General features: G+C 57.5%; 22 protein-coding genes. 3 read left to right on the forward strand and 19 right to left on the reverse strand.

Annotation, left to right across the window (positions count from 1 at the left end; all coding sequences use genetic code 11):
- On the forward strand, window positions 1-131 hold a 131-nt coding region (locus tag AQZ59_RS09865; RefSeq protein WP_330218614.1), incomplete at its 5' end, for an IS3 family transposase.
- A gap of 1 nt (window position 132) precedes the next feature.
- On the opposite strand, the gene AQZ59_RS09480 is transcribed toward AQZ59_RS09865, so the two are convergent.
- The 7 genes from AQZ59_RS09480 to AQZ59_RS08775 all read right to left on the reverse strand — a co-directional run bounded on the left by AQZ59_RS09480 (window position 133) and on the right by AQZ59_RS08775 (window position 7,724).
- Window positions 133-255: a hypothetical protein gene (locus AQZ59_RS09480; RefSeq protein WP_461792012.1), complete on the reverse strand. Its 123-nt coding sequence runs from the start codon at window positions 253-255 to the stop codon at window positions 133-135.
- Window positions 252-713: a phage holin family protein gene (locus tag AQZ59_RS08750; protein WP_036324911.1), complete on the reverse strand. Its 462-nt coding sequence runs from the start codon at window positions 711-713 to the stop codon at window positions 252-254. The genes AQZ59_RS09480 and AQZ59_RS08750 overlap by 4 nt, the downstream gene beginning before the upstream one ends.
- Window positions 714-793: 80 nt before the next feature.
- Window positions 794-1,015: a hypothetical protein gene (locus tag AQZ59_RS08755; RefSeq protein ID WP_062614267.1), complete on the reverse strand. Its 222-nt coding sequence runs from the start codon at window positions 1,013-1,015 to the stop codon at window positions 794-796.
- Complete coding sequence (locus AQZ59_RS08760) at window positions 1,012-1,434, reverse strand: DUF1617 family protein (protein WP_062614268.1); 423 nt, start codon at window positions 1,432-1,434, stop codon at window positions 1,012-1,014. Before AQZ59_RS08760 ends, AQZ59_RS08755 begins: the two co-directional genes overlap by 4 nt.
- Before the next feature lie 16 nt (window positions 1,435-1,450).
- Window positions 1,451-4,282 (reverse strand): phage tail spike protein, encoded by a 2,832-nt coding sequence (locus AQZ59_RS08765; protein WP_062614269.1) that lies wholly within the window; start codon window positions 4,280-4,282, stop codon window positions 1,451-1,453.
- 71 nt (window positions 4,283-4,353) lie between these two features.
- Window positions 4,354-5,046 carry a hypothetical protein gene (locus AQZ59_RS08770; RefSeq protein WP_062614270.1) on the reverse strand — a complete coding sequence of 231 codons (693 nt, stop codon included), beginning with the start codon at window positions 5,044-5,046 and terminating at the stop codon, window positions 4,354-4,356.
- Window positions 5,046-7,724 carry a phage tail protein gene (locus tag AQZ59_RS08775; protein ID WP_062614271.1) on the reverse strand — a complete coding sequence of 893 codons (2,679 nt, stop codon included), beginning with the start codon at window positions 7,722-7,724 and terminating at the stop codon, window positions 5,046-5,048. The genes AQZ59_RS08770 and AQZ59_RS08775 overlap by 1 nt, the downstream gene beginning before the upstream one ends.
- A gap of 64 nt (window positions 7,725-7,788) precedes the next feature.
- Between AQZ59_RS08775 and AQZ59_RS09260 the strand changes: the two genes are divergently transcribed.
- Complete coding sequence (locus tag AQZ59_RS09260; RefSeq protein ID WP_082661258.1) at window positions 7,789-8,253, forward strand: hypothetical protein; 465 nt, start codon at window positions 7,789-7,791, stop codon at window positions 8,251-8,253.
- A 190-nt stretch (window positions 8,254-8,443) separates the two neighbouring features.
- On the opposite strand, the gene AQZ59_RS08780 is transcribed toward AQZ59_RS09260, so the two are convergent.
- From AQZ59_RS08780 to AQZ59_RS08815, 9 genes are read right to left on the reverse strand one after another with little or no spacing between them, the layout of a single operon-like run.
- A complete protein-coding gene (locus AQZ59_RS08780; protein ID WP_062614272.1) occupies window positions 8,444-8,857 on the reverse strand; it encodes a hypothetical protein in 414 nt (137 codons plus the stop codon).
- 12 nt (window positions 8,858-8,869) lie between these two features.
- Entirely contained in the window at window positions 8,870-9,463 is a 594-nt protein-coding gene (locus tag AQZ59_RS08785; RefSeq protein ID WP_062614273.1) for a major tail protein, read from the reverse strand.
- Between the two features lie 13 nt (window positions 9,464-9,476).
- On the reverse strand, window positions 9,477-9,818 hold the full coding sequence (locus AQZ59_RS08790) for a hypothetical protein (protein ID WP_062614274.1): 342 nt from the start codon (window positions 9,816-9,818) through the stop codon (window positions 9,477-9,479).
- On the reverse strand, window positions 9,815-10,252 hold the full coding sequence (locus tag AQZ59_RS09265) for an HK97-gp10 family putative phage morphogenesis protein (RefSeq protein WP_082661259.1): 438 nt from the start codon (window positions 10,250-10,252) through the stop codon (window positions 9,815-9,817). The genes AQZ59_RS08790 and AQZ59_RS09265 overlap by 4 nt, the downstream gene beginning before the upstream one ends.
- On the reverse strand, window positions 10,252-10,584 hold the full coding sequence (locus AQZ59_RS08795; protein ID WP_062614275.1) for a phage head completion protein: 333 nt from the start codon (window positions 10,582-10,584) through the stop codon (window positions 10,252-10,254). Before AQZ59_RS08795 ends, AQZ59_RS09265 begins: the two co-directional genes overlap by 1 nt.
- 11 nt (window positions 10,585-10,595) lie before the next feature.
- Window positions 10,596-10,913 (reverse strand): head-tail connector protein, encoded by a 318-nt coding sequence (locus AQZ59_RS08800; protein ID WP_062614282.1) that lies wholly within the window; start codon window positions 10,911-10,913, stop codon window positions 10,596-10,598.
- 32 nt (window positions 10,914-10,945) lie between these two features.
- Entirely contained in the window at window positions 10,946-12,172 is a 1,227-nt protein-coding gene (locus tag AQZ59_RS08805) for a phage major capsid protein (RefSeq protein ID WP_062614276.1), read from the reverse strand.
- Window positions 12,173-12,186: 14 nt separating this feature from the next.
- Window positions 12,187-13,077, reverse strand: coding sequence for a head maturation protease, ClpP-related (locus AQZ59_RS08810; RefSeq protein ID WP_062614277.1), 891 nt, complete (start codon window positions 13,075-13,077; stop codon window positions 12,187-12,189).
- Entirely contained in the window at window positions 13,074-14,378 is a 1,305-nt protein-coding gene (locus AQZ59_RS08815; RefSeq protein WP_062614278.1) for a phage portal protein, read from the reverse strand. The genes AQZ59_RS08810 and AQZ59_RS08815 overlap by 4 nt, the downstream gene beginning before the upstream one ends.
- A gap of 63 nt (window positions 14,379-14,441) precedes the next feature.
- Between AQZ59_RS08815 and AQZ59_RS08820 the strand changes: the two genes are divergently transcribed.
- Window positions 14,442-14,780: a biotin synthase gene (locus AQZ59_RS08820; protein WP_236698707.1), complete on the forward strand. Its 339-nt coding sequence runs from the start codon at window positions 14,442-14,444 to the stop codon at window positions 14,778-14,780.
- On the opposite strand, the gene AQZ59_RS08825 is transcribed toward AQZ59_RS08820, so the two are convergent.
- From AQZ59_RS08825 to AQZ59_RS09870, 3 genes are all read right to left on the reverse strand, one after another.
- Window positions 14,750-16,354 (reverse strand): terminase large subunit, encoded by a 1,605-nt coding sequence (locus AQZ59_RS08825; protein ID WP_062614280.1) that lies wholly within the window; start codon window positions 16,352-16,354, stop codon window positions 14,750-14,752. The two genes, AQZ59_RS08820 and AQZ59_RS08825, sit on opposite strands and share 31 nt — an antisense overlap.
- Window positions 16,355-16,429: 75 nt before the next feature.
- Window positions 16,430-16,723 carry an Nmad4 family putative nucleotide modification protein gene (locus AQZ59_RS08830; protein WP_062614281.1) on the reverse strand — a complete coding sequence of 98 codons (294 nt, stop codon included), beginning with the start codon at window positions 16,721-16,723 and terminating at the stop codon, window positions 16,430-16,432.
- 58 nt (window positions 16,724-16,781) lie between these two features.
- Window positions 16,782-16,912, reverse strand: a 131-nt coding sequence (locus AQZ59_RS09870; RefSeq protein ID WP_330218614.1) for an IS3 family transposase, incomplete at its 5' end; no start/stop codon positions are given.

Below are 16,912 nucleotides of genomic sequence, written 5' to 3' on the forward strand. Positions count from 1 at the left end.
GTGAAGAGGTCTACGAAGGCGTTGCCACCTGGATCGAGGGATTCTATAACCACAAACGAATCCATTCAGCGATCGGCTACCAAAGCCCGGTCGAATACGAACTCCACGCCGGACTGGACCTCGCGGCGTGAACTACACAACGAAACCGTCAACAACAAGCGGGCAAGCCCAGATCCGCCTGCCGTTGCGGCCGGGTGTGTAGTGTGTGTTCATGATGAGGTCGATGTCGGCCTCGAGCGTGTTCCAATTCTTCATGACTGGTTCTCCTTTGTGTTTTCAGTGGTTGTTTCGGTCAGTGAGGGTCTTGTTTCGGCGCGGTTGGCGATCGCATCGAGCGCGCCGCGCATTTGGGATGGGACGGGTAGGCCGAGGCGGGTGGCGTTTTCGACCAGGGAGATGCCTTCGTTGGATAGGTAGAAGAAGATGACCGCCGCGCGTAGCACGCCGGGTGCTCCGAGGATGTGGACGTCGATGAGGTGGGCGAGGCCGACGAGGGTGAAGATGAGGATTTTGCGGCTGATACCCCTAAAACCGACGGATGAGCTGAGGCGGCGCTCGTTGATGGCGGCCAGCACCCCGGTGATGTAGTCGGCGATAGCGAAGACGATCAGCGCATAGACGAGGCCGTCGAGACCTCCAAGATAAGCGGCGAGCCACGCACCAATACCAGCGATGCCGGTTTGGATGGCGTGCCAGATGGCGTGTAGAGACATGAGAATGATTCCTTTCGTGGGCATAAAAATTGCCCACACCCATCTGGGGTGAAGGCATCAAAAATTGGTGTAGCACTGGGCTACATGGTCGGGTCAGTGAGAACTTCGAGAATCGGCTCTGTCAGATCAATCGACGCGACCTGTGGCGCTGGGAGTTCTTGGGCTTCGATGGCCTCTGCTGGTGGTGCGGGCGTGGCATCGGATTCGATCGGGACGATCGGTAGCTGTACTTCTTCGCTAGACGTTGACTCATCATCTGAAACGTCGGTCATTTCTGTGTCCTTTTCTTCCTTGGCCTTCATTGGCCACCCTTGGTGATGGCGTCGTAGAGAACGTCGTAGGCCTCGGCCGCTTCGCCAGACAGTTCACCCTCATAGCCGTCAAGAAGTGCTTTCACGTCCTTGTCGTGGCCGTCGTAGGTGGGACCCGACACTTCCGCAACCGAATCCAGCAACATTTGGCGGGCTTCGAGGAATTCACTGGCCTTGTCAGGGTCAGCGAGGACGAACGTGCCATCGTCGGCGAACACTGGGCGACCCTGATCGTCGAGTGTTGCGAATTGGGTGACGAGGTCGTATTCATCTTCCCCGAATCGCGCGATCGCTTCCTTCACTAGCGTCAGGAGTTTCGAGCGAGCACGGGACTGCGCCGCCTTGAGCGGCATATTGGTGAGTAGGTCGGCGATGGGTTGCAAATGGTGGTTGGCGAGCATGATCTTCATCAGTGTTTCCTTTTACTTATGCGAGGTTGGTGGACATGGCCGACAGGCCTGTGTTGGAGAAGTACCGCCAGGAGATGTTCGACCCAGACCCGGAGATGGATGTGATCCAGCCTTGATTGAGCAGGCTGAGGATTGCGTTCATTCGCGACATCAAATCTTTGGTGCGGTCGAATAGGCGGGTCATGTTGTAATACGAGCCGTTAGTGACCACCATCAGGTCATAGGTGTGAAACACGATCTTCGACAGCCCGCTTGGCCCCACCCAGCCCGAATAGGTTCCCTTGCCCGTCAGCGTGCAGTCCTGCAAGGTCACATATCGTGAGCCCGTCGTGTAGAACTTGTAGCCACCTGTTCGCAGATCGGAGCCGAGGTGGATACCTGCCTGCCCGTAAAACAGGCCTTTCGGGTCAAGGGTGAGACACGTGTAGTAGGTGCCGCCGTCTGCCTTCTGGTAGGTCCAGGCAACGTAGTCGCCTTTGTAAGCAAGTTGGTTGACGATTCCTTGCACATTCGGCTTGTCCTTATGAGCCCGCCGAGCAAACTCACCGATATAACGGGTGCCGTACCAAAACTGCATCCCAGCGCTCGTAATCTTGCCCTCCAGCGTGGTCCCGTCATACCAAGCGATCTGCGTGGGCGTGATTCGGATCGATTGCGTCCAGCCTGCCAGGCCTACTTGGATGGCGTTGGTGGCGAGCTTGTCCGCCGTAATCGACCGCGCCCCAATCCGAGCCGCCGACAACGTCCCGGTGGTGATCTTCCCAGCATCCAGCGAAGCAATTTTGGCCGATGTGACCGCAGCGTCTTTAATCATCGCATTGGTGATGTATCCGTTGGCGATCGTGAGCTTATCGGAGGTAATGGACCCTGCTGCGATGCGTGCAGCCGACAAAGTGCCAGTCATAATCTTGTTCGCGGATAGGCTGCCAACCTTCGCATCCGTGATCGCCGCATCCTTGATCATCGCATTCGTAATAAACCCGTTGGCGATCGTCAGCTTGTCTGAGGTGATGGATCCAGCCTGAATGCGTGCCGCTGCCAGGTAGCCGGTGGTGATCTTGTCTGCCGACAGTGAGCTGATTTTCGCGTTGGTGATCGCGGCATCAGCGATGTGTGCGGTGCCGATGGCGGCATCTGCGATGTGTGCTTGGCTGATCGCTTTCGACCCAATCATCGCGGCACCCACCGGTGTTTGTTCCCATTGGTTGTTGGTGAGGAGATATTGGCGGGCGATCACTCCGTCTACGCGCACTTGCCACAGCGCGCCCTCTGGCCTGCCAGCCGCGTCCGCTACGCTCGGGTCAACAACGGCAACCGTGAGCCGCCCATCCGAGGTAACCGCAACGTCGTGGGCATCCTGCGCCAACCGGGTAGCACCAGCGGCTGCGGTCTTGGCCTGGTCAATATCGACCTGCGCCGAAGCTATCTGAGTGGCGACAGCATCGGCGGCGGTTTGTGCGTCTTGTGCGGCGGCGAGGGCGTGGTTGACCTGCGTGCGGGCGGCGTCGAGTTCCGCGCTGATCTGTGCATGGTTCAGATCGGTGGCGAGGGCGACCCAGCCGGGCTGTCCGGTGTCGGTGAGCCGGTAGATCCAGATTTCGGTGGTTTCGCCGTTGCTTTTGAACCAGGTGTCGCCGAGCTGTGCGGTGGCGGGCTGGATGCTGCCGTAGTGGTTGGTGTTCTTCCCATCCGCACTAGCCAACGCGAACCCGGCCGCATCCGACGCAGCCACCGCCGTATTTATGGCGGTCTTGACCTGCCGGGTGACAGACGTGAACTTCCGAGCTACGGTTCCAAGTTCGACCGAAATGTACTGGAGCGCGAGCGGGTTGTACGCGTATGCCACCACCCGCGCCGTGAGCGCAACACCCAGATCAGCGTGACGGACGGTAACGGTATCGCCAATCTCCACGGTCTCTAGCCGTGCAAGATCAGCGTATTCACGGGTTTGTGAAAGGTCAGTGAAGCGGATCTTGTACGAAGCGGACGGCTCATCCACATGTCTCGCACTGAATTCTGCTACTGCTAGACGGCGCAACTGCGCGTGTGCTTGGTCGAGCGGAAGCTCGCCTTCACGTGGGTTGTCCTTATCAGTGATGGCTTTAACCTGCCCGTAGCGGATGACGCGGATACGCGGCACCACATAATCACCCAACTTCGGCGAATCCACATAGAGCTCAGGCAAGAGCAGGCCGTCGTAGCCGACCGGGAGAATCCGTGTCACCACCGTCGAAAAATCAATAGCCGATTCGAAGCCAGTGAGGTTCTTGCGGTCACGAATCACCACCCCGTGGTTGGCTCCGCGCATGGGCACGTGATGGATATGGAAATTATCGCGGGCCAGTTCACCGCCCCAACGCGCAGCGAACGTGTTGTCCTCGCCCGCATCCATGAGAGCGGCGGCGATGGGCATGCGCACCAACCGCGCAGAAGACCTGGTCACCGTATCCGATGAGGTAGCAGTAAACCCGTGCTTAGTGTTCGCCGCGCCAAGAATCTGCGTGAGTGCGCTCTTGGCGGTCTTGTTGACCACGTAGGTGTCGGCGATGAGATTCGCCGCCAGATCATAGAAGACATGAAACGCGCTCACTTCGAGCATGCCGTCAAGGGTGGTGACGACCTCGGAGATGCGGAAACCCTGACGTTGCTCCAGCCTTGGCACGGGCGCGGCCACAATGTTTTCCACTACGAGGTGCGTGGCTGCAGGTCCGTCTGCCGGGTAGGTGAAGGTCAGGGAGAATTCGCCGCCGAGTTCTTCGGTCACGATCGGGTTGATGGTCTCCCGATCCAAGACTCCTAGCCCGGTGGTGGTGAATGTCGTGGCGGTGCGGTCGTGAACCGTAATCATGAGAGGCCTTCCAAAGACAACAGTGGCCACCCCACGAAGGGATGGCCGTCAAAGAAACAGTGGGCGGTGGTTTAGGGGTTGCGCCAATTCGGCACAATGACCACTTGTGAGATGCCGGTACCGAGGGTGATCCTGTTCAACCCAGGATTCAATACTGGGAATGCTTCGGTCAGCGCATCCGTCTGCACGCGACCTGATACGTGTGCGACAAGACGTGCGCTGTCGAGCGTGACGGAACCTGCTGGCGAACTCACATGATAGACGCGCGCATTGATCGTCAAAGACAACGCTCCGGTGCCAGTAACGGTGATGATCGGATCCGCATCGAGTAGGCCGGGGTTAGTGATCGTCCCCGACTCCAACATCGTCACCGGTGCGAGCCCACTCGTCAGGTAAGCGAAGGGTTGGCAGGTCAGGCGTGCGGTGAAGAACCCCCACCCCGACAACTCCCGGCGCAGCTCGCTCACTTCGCAGTGCTTAACCTTCCGATACACACCCGACTCACCAGTGAACGCGATCGTCGAAGCGCCCGTCAGCTCGTGAGCAGCCTGCCGGTACTGGTGGAGCCCGTCACGGATAGGCATGGCGAGCTCAAGCTCGAGTTCGGTATCCTTCCAGCCCGTGAACCTGGTCAGGGTCCCGGCGCGGCCTTCGACCTCGATATCATCCACCGCACGGACGGCGGCGGGTATCGCAACCGGGGCGGTCAAGCGCAGACCAAGCGACGCCGACGTCACCGCGCTGTTCAGGGTGAACCCATACATTAGTAGCCTCCTGCCATCACGGTCTGCCGCCGATCAAGACGAGCAAGTTGCTTGTCGAAAGCGGGTGCGAGCTTGCCCACCAGCGTCCCATCCGACAACGTCACCGAAATATCCAAAGACCCGAGGATCCGCTTCGCTGTCGCGTCGACGATGCTCGCGACATCCACACGCTCACTATCAGCACCGCCACTCGTATCGCGGCTGATAACTATGGGTTGTGGGGCGAGATCGACGGCAGGTACCTGCAGGTCCGCAACCGCCTCGATCGGCACATGAAGCCCGTCTTCAAGCTCGCTGAAGGCGTCCATCGTGTCCCTAGCCAAACCAGTGGCAGCAGTGACAGCCTTGTTGCCATCGATTTTGATAGAGCCTGCGAGGCCTTCGACGAGCATCCGTCCTGCCCAGGCCATCTTGCGAGACGGGCTGTGGATGCCGAAGAAGCCAATGATGGAGTCCCAAATCCCGCGCGCCCAGTTCGACACCGAATCCCACAACCACCCCGCCAGGGATTGGATTCCGTTCCACAGGCCGTAGACGAGGTTCTTGCCCGCCTCCGCCATCTGCCACACGCCCTGGCCAACGGCCGAGACAATGCCGATAACGATTTGCGGGATTGCTGCGACGATTATCGAGATGATCTGCGGCAGATTCCGCACGAGTGCGGTGAGGAGTTGGATTCCTGCTTGGACGAGTTGCGGGATAGCCCCACCAATCGCCGACACAATCGAGGCGATAATCTGCGGCAACGCTGCCACAATCGTTGTAATGATCTGCGGCAGGGCGCCAATCAACGCCGTCAGCAGTTGGATGCCTGCGTCGATGAGCTGCGGGATCGCGCCTACCACGCCGCTGACGATCGCAGTAATAATCTGCGGGATTGCTGCGACGATTGCTGTGATGATCTGTGGCAACGCCCCAATCAAGGCGGTGAGCAGCTGGATTCCTGCGTCGATGAGCTGCGGGATCGCACCCACAAGGAAGGTCACTATGCCGGTGATGATCTGCGGGAGCGCTTCGATGATGACGGGGATGGCTGCGATGAGGCCTTCGGCGAGTCTGGTGATGAGCTGCAACGCCGCATCAAGAAGCAACGGGAGGTTATCGACTAGGCCCTGCACCAAAGCCATGAGCATCTCCACTGCGGCCGGAACCAGTTCCGGTAGCGCTTCGCCGATACCAGAGACGAGGGTGGCGATGATTTGAATCGCTGCCTCAAGAAGCGATGGCAGTGCTTCGATGATTGCCTCGACCAGCGCGATAATCAGCGTCACCGCCGTCTCGGCCACCTGTGGCAACACTTCGATGATGCCTTCGAGAAGTGCGGTGAGGATGGACATGCCGGTCTCGACCACCATGGGTAGTTGGTCAGCAATAAACGCGAGAGCTTCCTGCAAAACGCTACCGAGAGTGTCAATCAACGCAGGCGTTCCGCCTTCTTCGAACGCTGCAGTTAGTTCGTCGATCCACCCGTTGACCATCGGCAACACCGAACCCGCCAACGCCTCAGAGACTCCGCCCGCGAGGAGGCCTTTAAGGTTCGCGATCCCGTCCTGCATTGTCGCCAACTGGCTGCTAAAGGTCTTGGATTGGGCGTCCATGGTTCCGTAGAAGCGCCCGCCTTCAGCAGTAGCACTGGCGAAGGCGTCCGCGACCATGTCAGCTGAGATAGCGCCCTTCGCCATATCCTCCTTGAGCTCACCAATGCTTTTGCCGGTCTTGCGGCTGATTTCTTCGAGGGGGTTGAATCCGGCGTTGATCATCTGCAACAAGTCTTGACCCGTGAGCTTGCCGGTCGAGGACATTTGGGCGAAGGCAAGTGTCAAGGACTCCATCTTCACCGCGTTACCTTGGGAGATGTCACCTATTTCGTTGAGGTGCTTTTTTGCATCCTCCAGGCTCATTCCGAAGCTCAGGAGGGTTTGCATGTTGCCTGCGAGGTCCTCCATACCAAACGGAGTCTTCGCAGCTTGAACTTTTAGATCGTTGACGAGTTGTTGGGCTTTTGCTTGGTCGCCGAGCATCGTCGTGAAAGACGTGGAGTATTGTTCCATACGCGCGTTGTATTCCACGCCTTCTTTGAGCGCTCCGGCCATGCCGCGACCGATCGAGGCGATCGCATGCCCGATACCCTTCACGCCTGCGATGATGGCTTCGGAGGCGAGGTTGGCTTTCAGGACATCACCGAAAATGCGGGTCTTGCCACTGGTGGTGTCCATCTCGTCGCCGAGATCATCCACCGCACCCTCGAGTTTGCCCGCATCTTTGGCAGCGCCCTTCGCATCATCTCCCGCGCCGTCTGCCTTGTCCCCGAAATCCGACAGGGCGTCATTATTCGATTTGAGTTCGCCTTCAAGCCGGTTGAGCTCCGCGCCTGCGTTGTTGAGCTGAATCTGCCAATTCTTCGTCCGCGAATCATTCTCACCAAAGCTCGTGGCGGAGTTTTCGAGTGCGGCACGCAGAGTCTCAATCTTGGCTTTTTGAGCTTCGATTTCTTTACCGAGCACCTGGTTACGGGCGGTGAGGGCTTCGGCGGACTTGTCATTTTTATCAAACGAGGAGGCTACGAGTTTCATCTCGCTTCCGAGTACCCGCATCTCACGGTTAATATTCGTAATCGCACGCTTGAACTCACGCTCACCCTCAAGCCCAATCTTCAAACCAAAACTGGAGTCAGCCATGACAAGGTCACCTCCTCTAAGGGATAATGAAAAGGGATCAAATTGCTAAGCGAAGGGAGAAGCTATGGGAATGAGTGCAGAAGATTTCGGAGCTGTGCTTGCTGAGCTAAAAGGGCCTACACCGCTCGCTGATGCTTTCGAGACTTGTTTCCCTCAACAAGACAGCACTCGCTGGTGGTTCTCGATCCGGACTCACGCTGCGTCAGTTTTTCTATCGAAGGAATACTTTGATTTTGAAACTGCAAAGAAAAACAAAGTAAAGCGAAGCTATAAGGAACTCTTGGCTCAAAAGGTCTGGGAAAGCGGTTCGTTCACTTGTCGACCTGAGCTTCGCTTATGGATTCTCGAAGCGTTGGGACTCCTACAAAACGACAAGGAAGTATTGAAAACCATGCTTAAGATGGAGAAGAATACTTCTCGGTGCACGTACCTCAAGGATTTGTTTACTTGGGACGAAATCGAAGATGCAGCACGTAAGGAATTTGATCATCTCGTGAACGAATCACCCATTTCTCATCGAAATTACTAAATCCCTGGCGGGATGATGTCGTCGATGAACCATTGACGTAGCGGCTGGGCTCTTCCGGTTTCGAGTCGCCAGCAGTCGACGAGGTCGAGGAGTTCTCCGAAGACGGTCAGGCCCACCTCTACCCGTGTTAGGTGGAGGTGGGCCATTCCGATATAGGTCAGCCGCGTGAATACAGCGTGATCGTTTTCGACTATGCGTCCGCTGGTGGTGCTTTTGGGGCTGGTGCGGTGAGGATGTCTCGGCGGGTGCCGCGCTGGAGGGCTTCGGCGATCGCGCCGCGATAGTCCGCCAAGTCTGCGGGGACGGTGAGCAGTTCGACCTCGTCCTCGCTCAGCTCTGGGCGTTTGTCGTCTGGGTGGCGGTGGTTGTGGATCTGGACTGATTGGTTGGCCAGCAGTGTGATCAGCCAAATCACCTCACCCAGCGTCTTGCCCAGATCGTCGGAGGTTTCGAGGGCGTTGCCCAGGTGTTCGAGTCCGCCGTAACGCTCGGCGATCAGACGGGTGGCTTTCGTTGTGAGCACGAGCTCGTAGTCCTCCCCGCCGATCGAGACAATCGCGAAACGGCCTGGTTCCACAACAGGATCTTTCTTCTTGGTGGTCATGGCTCATGCTCCTTAGTCTTCGGTTGTAGCGGCAGGTTCGTAGACTTGGGCATACCAGTTCGTGATCGTCTCGGGTTTGACGCCGGTTGCGCCCTCTAGCACTTCGGCCTTCCACGGATGCCGCCCCTTGCTGTCGGGTTTGTTGCGGCGCAGAATCGTGCCCTCAATGCTCGGGGTGGAGAACGTGATCGAGTCGGCTTTGGTGGCCAGCGTTTCGGTTGGGAGAGCGAACTTGACCCGGTACAGCCAAAAATACTGATACTTCCCGTTGCTTCGTGCTGCTCGGAAACCGATCGCCACCGGAGATCCACCATCCTCGGAAGCTGAAATGAGCACCCCGTTGGAATCCACTGTCGCCCCAGTGAGGGCTGCGGCTGCTTCACCACCCAAATCATCAATCCCCAAAGTGAGAGTTCCGGATTTGAATTCCTTGACGATCTCGGAAGGGCCGTCATCGGCATACAGGATCGCTTCAGCCACCTCGACGGAGAGTTCTGCGGAGATGGCTTTGGCCAGCGGTTTGGGTGTGGCGTAGGTTTCCTCACCCGTATCGGGATTTTCGGTGATCGTGGCGTAGTAGAGCTTGTCTAAACCAATCGTTGCCATGGGGAGTGTCCTTTCAGAGTGCGTGGTGGGTTGCGACGTCTATCGCGTAGTGGTGGTAGCCGGTGTCGGCCTCGAAGCCGACATAGGTACGGCCAGTAATCGTTAATCCTGCGTCGAGCAGGGCGCGAGTGACCCGGTTGCGCAGGTCGAGATAGTTAGATTTCGTGAAAAGTGCGAGGCGGACTTCCTCAACCTCGATACTGGGTTGATTGTCTGCGAACACGTCCAACACGTCCGTCAGCGGGGTTGCCACCAGATACGTTTCTGGCGCTGGCGTGGTCGTGTAGAGGCCGACTTCGAACGGCAACCCGAGCTTGTCAGCGATCATCGTGAGTTGTTCCAATAATGTGGTCATGGTTTGACCTGCTCAATCCGCGCAGTGAGTGCTGTTTTCATGGCTTCGATAGCACCCCGCCGTGTTTGCGACCTGGTGGGTGCTAGGACCGGGCGTGCGGGCTGGTTGGAGCGTCCGTGTTCGAGGACGTTGGCGATCAACGCATTCGCTCTGCCGTCCCGGCGGTTCTCGGCGAAGCCAACCTTAATATTGTAATCACCTTTGTTGTTCACTTTCACCGAGCTCGTACCGAGTGCAGCGAGTAGTTGTCCTGTTGACCGCGAGGGCTGCCTGGTGGCGCGGCCGATTGCACTGGTGAGGTTGGCTCGCATTCGTGGCTCGACCACGGCGGCTCCTGCCTCCAGCACCTCATCCGCAGATGTTTCAAGCACACGGCTCGCAGCATCAAGGGAATCAATAAACGCATTCGGCAAGCGAATCTGCACTCTAGCCATCAGTTGCTCCCTTCGGGTGTGGTCTGGTGGGCAAGAATCTCGACATACCTGCCGATCACCTCAACTGCGTCAATCACATACCGCCCGTCTGGGCCACTGATCTCCATATCCGTAGTTACGGATAGTCCGGGAATAGATCTGATGCAGAAGAGAACGTCAGCTTTCGTATATGCGGCGCGGTTCACCCACGCACTCGATGCATGCCGAACCTCGACCTGCGCCCGCACCGTTGCTCGCACTTCATCGCGTGTGGTGGTGAAGCCCGCCTTATCACGCACCGTAACCGGGGTGATGAGGTCGATCGTGGTGCGCATGGATCCCAAAGAAGCCATGAGTGTTCTCCTTAGACTTTCCAATCCCGATCCAGACGCAGCAGATTGTTCACCGCGTTCCACACCGCTTTAGCGGCATCCGGTTTATCGGCCCAAAACCCTGCCGTCGAACCATCACGCGACTCATAGAAATGGCTTGCGAGCATGACAATGCCCTGCCGGGTTGCTCCAGACATGTCGTGTGTTTCGTAGTGGTTTTCAGGCAGGTGCTGGAAAGCGCAGGCGTAGGAGGTGGCCGCATTGATCAACGCAGCAATCAGTCTGTCGTCGTCATCGAAGCCGATGAGCAGATTCGCCTTCACCTGATCGATAAGCTCTGTTGTGGTCATTGCGGCCACCTCCTCTCCATGTGCGGGGTTTGTTATGCTCCGGCCTTCTGGGTCAGCAGCTTCACGGCTTCGGGTAGGACGAGCTTGCCGTCCAGACGCTGGGAAGCCAGGAATCCGACCTGCCCGGTGGTTGCGAACAATTCGTTGAGCCGCTTAAACGAGCGGCCCTGTCGGTCGGCGATCCAGTAATACGACAAGTCACCGAACGCCACCGTCGACGCACCAGCCTTAATCTCCGGAACAAACGTGGACGTATGGACCGGGCGGCCGAGAACCAGATCAGGCGTTCCAGCAGTCAATGCCGGCTGCCACAGATATTGACCGTTGCCATCCTTGAGCTTGCGGATGGTTTTCACGGTCGAGTCGTTCATCAGCCACACCGCGTTCTTCCGATACGGGCCGCGCAGGGCGTAGTGCAGGTCGATGAGCTCATCAGCCGTAATGTCGGTCGCCTTACCCGTGGTCACCGCCTTCTCGCCACCACCAGAGGTTGCGAAGATGCCGGTGGGCTTACCTTTTCCGTCCCCGGTGAGGAAGGCTTCTTCCTCGGCAGCGCCAATACGGCGAGCAAACTCCGCCGCCAAATACTGCTCGACATTAAACGCGGAATCGTTCAAGAGTTTCTCTGAAATTTTGAGGAAGGTGCCGAGCTTAAACGCCGACAGCGTAACCTGCGTGAAGGCTTCGTCCGACTCGGTGTACGGCTTGCCCTCATCGAGCCACCCGGCAGTGCCATGCGTGGAAACGACCGGGATTTTCCGATCCCCGCTGGTGGTTTGAATGACCTTCGCTAGGGAGCGCATGATGTTCTGATCTTCCAGTGAGGAGATCAGCGTGCGTTCAAACTCATCAGGCACCAGATACCCGCCCTCAGTATCGACGCCCTCGGAGAGTGCGTTACGTACTTCCATCGGAGAAGCGTTGAGCCGCATCGCGTCCCAGAAGGCTCGTTTGTAGGAGGCTGAAGCGCGTGGGGTCGTGGGTTTGGCTTCATCGTCAGGGTTGATGCCTGGCATTGAGGTCAGCGGTGTGTTGGTTGCCTTGGCGAGGTCGGCGTCGCGGCGCAGGGCTCGTTCGGAGCGTGCGATCTCGTTGGTGAGTCGATCGATTTCGGCTTCCATCTTCGCGTAAGCCTGATCATCTTCAGCCGACAAGCAGCCCGATGTAGCATCGCGGCGCTCATCAAGGAAGGCCTTCGCCTTCTCCCAAACATCTGCGCGCTTGGTACGAAGGTCAGAAACAGAAAGTGAAGTAGACATGGATATTGGTCCTTTCAGTGGGGTTGATTGATCAATTCGGCGTACAAATCACAAACCCGCCGACCAACAGGTGCAGCAGGCTGAACAGTGGGGCGTGGTGGTCGCACAAGCTTCGACGACGACGGTGGTGATGTGGCGGTCAGGTGCGCGACGAGTTTTTGCTCGGCTGCTCGGCGTGAAAACACCACACCCAGACGCTCGTTCTTTGTGAGTGGGAACGGAGGGTGCTTCGGCTCCTCGCCGTCGTCCTTGTCAGGTTCGTTGGGAGACTCGACCGGGTCATCATCGTCATCCGGCTCATCGTCGGGCTTCTCAAGCGAGACCGCAAACATTGGGTCGCGTTGGTTGATGAGGAGTTCGTCGGCGAAACCCATGTCGATCGCAGCCCTCGCGTCCATCCAGGTCTCAGCGTCCATGAGCTTGGACAGCTTCGCCCGACTCAGGTTCGTCTTCTCCTGATATGCATTCAGGATCGATTCTTTAACCGAATCAAGCATGTTCATTGCACGTGCGAGTTCGTCCTTGTCACCGACCGCCATCGTGGCAGGGTTGTGAATCATCAACATCGACACGGGGCTCATGGCGACCTTCGTGGCGGCCATGGCGATCACGGACGCGGCGGATGCGGCGATGCCGTCGATATTGACGGTGACTGTGCCTGGGTAGTCGATGAGCATGTTGTAGATCTGCGCGGCAGCCACCACGTCCCCTCCGGGACTGTTGAGCCAGATCGTCACCGGCCCAGACCCAGCATTCAACTCACTAGCGAAGATTCCCGGCGTGACATCGTCATCGAACCAGGATTCTTCAGCGATCGTGCCGCTAATACGCAAAACCCGGACACTGTCAGCGTCCGGGTCAGTGTTGTGTGGCTCGGGTGTGAGCCAGTTCCAAAAACGTCTCATATCCTCCTCCTTAGGGGAAGCTCATTACTCGAAGGTTCCTGGGCAGGTTCAGGCTCCGGTTCAGACTCGGTTGTCTGCGCGTATGCCCCTGCGAGACTGAGCGGGAGCATGTTCCCGTTGACGAGGTAGAGGTCGCCGCCAGCCTCGGGACTGATGCGGTCGAGGTTTTCTAGCTCGCGGATATCGTTGGCGCTCATCCACCCGTTCTGCCGTGCCACCGCATACCCATCCATCCGCGACTTATAGTCACCTCGCAGTAAGCCTTCGAGGTTGAACTTCACGTAGATCTGAGGTTTCTCACGCGGGTTGAGGAGGGTTTTGGTGATGGCTTGTTCGAAGCGGATCACCCACGGGTCCAGCGTGTACTTCACAAACTCCAACGACTGCTGCTCAATATTGGAAAACGAGGATTTTTCGAGGTCACCGATCATGTGCGGCGGGATACGGAAAATGCGGGCGATCTCGTTGATCTGAAACTTGCGAGTCTCTAAGAACTGCGCCTGCTCAGGCGACACTGAGATCGGCGTGTACTTCATGCCCTCTTCCAGTACCGCGATCTTGTTGCCGTTCCGTGCGCCGCCGAACGTCGCCTGCCACGACTCCCGAACCCGAGCTGGATCCTTGATCGTGCTCGGATGCTCCAACACACCACCAGGTGCCGCGCCGTTGGCAAAGAACGATGCGCCGTAGTCTTCGGTAGCCTGCGCCAAGCCGATGGCGTTCTTTGCCATTGCAATCGGGCTGTAGCCGACCAAGCCGTCGAAGCCCAGGCCGGGAATGTGCAACACCTCGTGTGGGGAAAGCTGCACGGTTTCGAACCTGCCGGTTGGTTCGTCCCATGTGCGCTGATACTCGTAGTACAACCTGCCCGCCTCGTCACGCCCGACCGTCATCCTGTTGGGCATGAGCGGATACAAGCCGATGATTTCGTCGCGGCCGTTGCGGATGACTTGCGCGAACGCATTACCCCAGAGCAGTAGGTGGGTCATGAGGGTTTCTCGGAATACGAAGGACGTCATCTCTGGATTCGGCTCATCATGAAGAAGCCGATACAACGGATGATCGAGTGCCTTCACTTTCGCGCCATCAGCGTCTTGCTGATAGACGTGCAACGGCAGACCCGCGATAGCTTCAGCCAAAATCCGCACGCAGCTGTAGACGGCGGTCATTTGCATCGCGCTGCGTTCCGTTACCGGACGGCCAGAGCTCGTTGCCCCGAAGAAAAAGCTGTAGCCAGAGCTGATCGCGTGATCGTCAGCGGAGCGGGTGGTGTCGCCACGCAGCCAATTCAGAAAACTCATGCGGTGTCCTCTCACATGTAAAATTGGAATATGAAAGCGCCCTCAAAACAGTCGTGGGCACTGATGAGTGTCCTGCTAGCGGCATTTTGGTTGTTGCCGCTCATTTCCATGTGGATTAGCAGGCTGAGCGATCCCAACGCCAAGTGGTTCATCGCGTTGCTCTTCCTCGCGTTTCCACTACTCACCATCGTTTTGAGCGTTATCGATGGGGCACGCCACGGGTTCGGCTGGTGGTGGCTACTGGCCCCGTTCGCAGGGTTCTTGACCACACTGTTCGTGTACTACAACGATTTAGCCCTCATCTACGGCGTCGCCTACTCGATCTTGGGACTGATCGGCACAGGCATCGGCGCGTTCATCCATGAGCGTGCTCACAGCACGAGTAGGCCGCGCTCGTCATAAACACTGCCGCTGACACGCCCGCTGCCGTTTCGGATGGCGCGGTCGAGGGCCATGATTGTTGCGACCACGCCGTCGATTTTCTCCGTGGACTTTTGTTTGTCGGGTTTGATGTTTCCTGCTGGGTCGGTGCGTACGTGAATGTTGTCAACCATCCACGACAGGACCGGGTGCCCACCATGAGCAAGGCGTCCTTCAAGTGCCAGCTTCATCAATTCCTTCGAGGGCGGGCTCATGTCTTTGAAGCCTTGCCCGAAGGGAACGACGGTGAAGCCGAGTCCTTCGAGGTTTTTGCTCATTTGGACTGCGCCCCAACGGTCGAAAGCAATCTCGCGAATATCGAAGCGTTCACCGAGTTGCTCGATGAAGGTTTCGATCGCGCCGTAGTGGACGACGTTGCCCTCCGTGGTTTGCAGGAAGCCTTGGCTCTGCCATAAGTCGTAGGGCACGTGGTCACGCGCGACGCGCAGTTTGAGGTTGTCTTCGGGTATCCAAAACCATGGCGCGACCGTATATTTGTCATCGTCCCCGTAGGGTGGGAATACGAGAACGAAAGCAGTGATGTCCGTCGTGGAAGCCAAGTCGAGGCCGCCGTAACACACCCGCCCCTCCAAATCTGACAGGTCGACGGGTGCGTTGTTTTGGTTCCACACGTGCATGGGCATCCACCGCACGCTTTGTTTGACCCATTGGTTGAGGCGAAGTTGTCGGAAGGTGTTTTCTTCGGCTGGGTTTTGTTTCGCGCTCGTGCAGGCTTGACGGACTTTCTCGATCGGGACAGTGATCCCTAAGCTCGGATTAGCCTTATGCCACACGTCCTCGTCGGTCCAATCATCATCTTGCGCCGCCCCATAGATCACCGGGTAGAACGTGGGGTCGTGCTTTTTGCCATCTAGGATGTCTTGGGCTTTTTGGTGTTGCTCATAACAAATGCTATGCGTATCGGTACCCGCTGTCGTGATCAAGAAGTACAGCGGCTGGGTGCGCGCATCCCCACTGCCTTTGGTCATCACGTCGAAGAGCGCCCGGCCCGGTTGGGTATGCAGTTCGTCAAAGACGACGCCGGAGATGTTGAATCCGTGCTTCGAATACGCCTCCGCACTCAAGACTTGATAGAAGGAGTTGGTGGGCTTATAGATGATCCGCTTCTGCGAGGCAAGAATCTTGACACGCTTGGACAGCGCTGGACTCATGCGGATCATGTCCGCCGCAACCTCGAACACAATGGATGCCTGCTGACGATCAGCCGCGCACCCATACACTTCAGCGCGTTCTTCACCATCCCCGCAGGTGAGCAGGAGCGCGACTGCTGCGGCAAGTTCACTCTTGCCCTGTTTCTTCGGGATCTCCACGTAAGCCGTAGTGAATTGGCGGTAGCCGTCTTCTTTGACGGTGCCAAACAGGTCACGGATGATTTGTTCTTGCCAATCAATCAACTTAAAAGGTTTTCCTGCCCACCGGCCTTTCGTATGCTTTAAGGCTTGGATGAACGCGACCGCAAAGTCGGCTCGGCGTTTGTCATAGCGCGAGCTTTCAGCCATGAACCGTGTCGGGTGATATTCAGCTAGCTGACGCATACGAATCAGTTACCTTCTGTTGGTTAAAAAGTCAGTTGCTACCGGCGATAGCAGGTGCCCTCAGGCTCGGCGGGGCTAGGCTTTAGGCAGATTAGCTAACGCCCAGGCGATGGCATGTCCGGTGTCAGCGAAAAGGTGGTCTGACTCAGCGATGAGTTCGAGTTCGCATTCTCCGCGGCCTTTCGAGTTAGGTCCGAACCCGCTGACGGGTTCTTCTATCAACCGGTAGATTTGGGCGTTGTTGCCAAAGCCTTCAGTCTTGGTCCAGGTAGCAAAACTTGCTAGCGTGTAGTTCCCGTAGGCAAGAACCGTCCCGTAGGAATCGAGGCGCATCTGGAGGGTTTCGCTGGTGATCTTTGTGGTGTTCATGGCTGCTACCTTTCTGTTTGGGCTTGCCCGCTTGTTGTTGACGGTTTCGTTGTGTAGTTCACGCCGCGAGGTCCAGTCCGGCGTGGAGTTCGTATTCGACCGGGCTTTGGTAGCCGATCGCTGAATGGATTCGTTTGTGGTTATAGAATCCCTCGATCCAGGTGGCAACGCCTTCGTAGACCTCTTCAC

Origin of the sequence: Trueperella bernardiae, from assembly GCF_001469025.1 — a bacterium.
GTDB lineage: Bacteria > Actinomycetota > Actinomycetes > Actinomycetales > Actinomycetaceae > Trueperella > Trueperella bernardiae.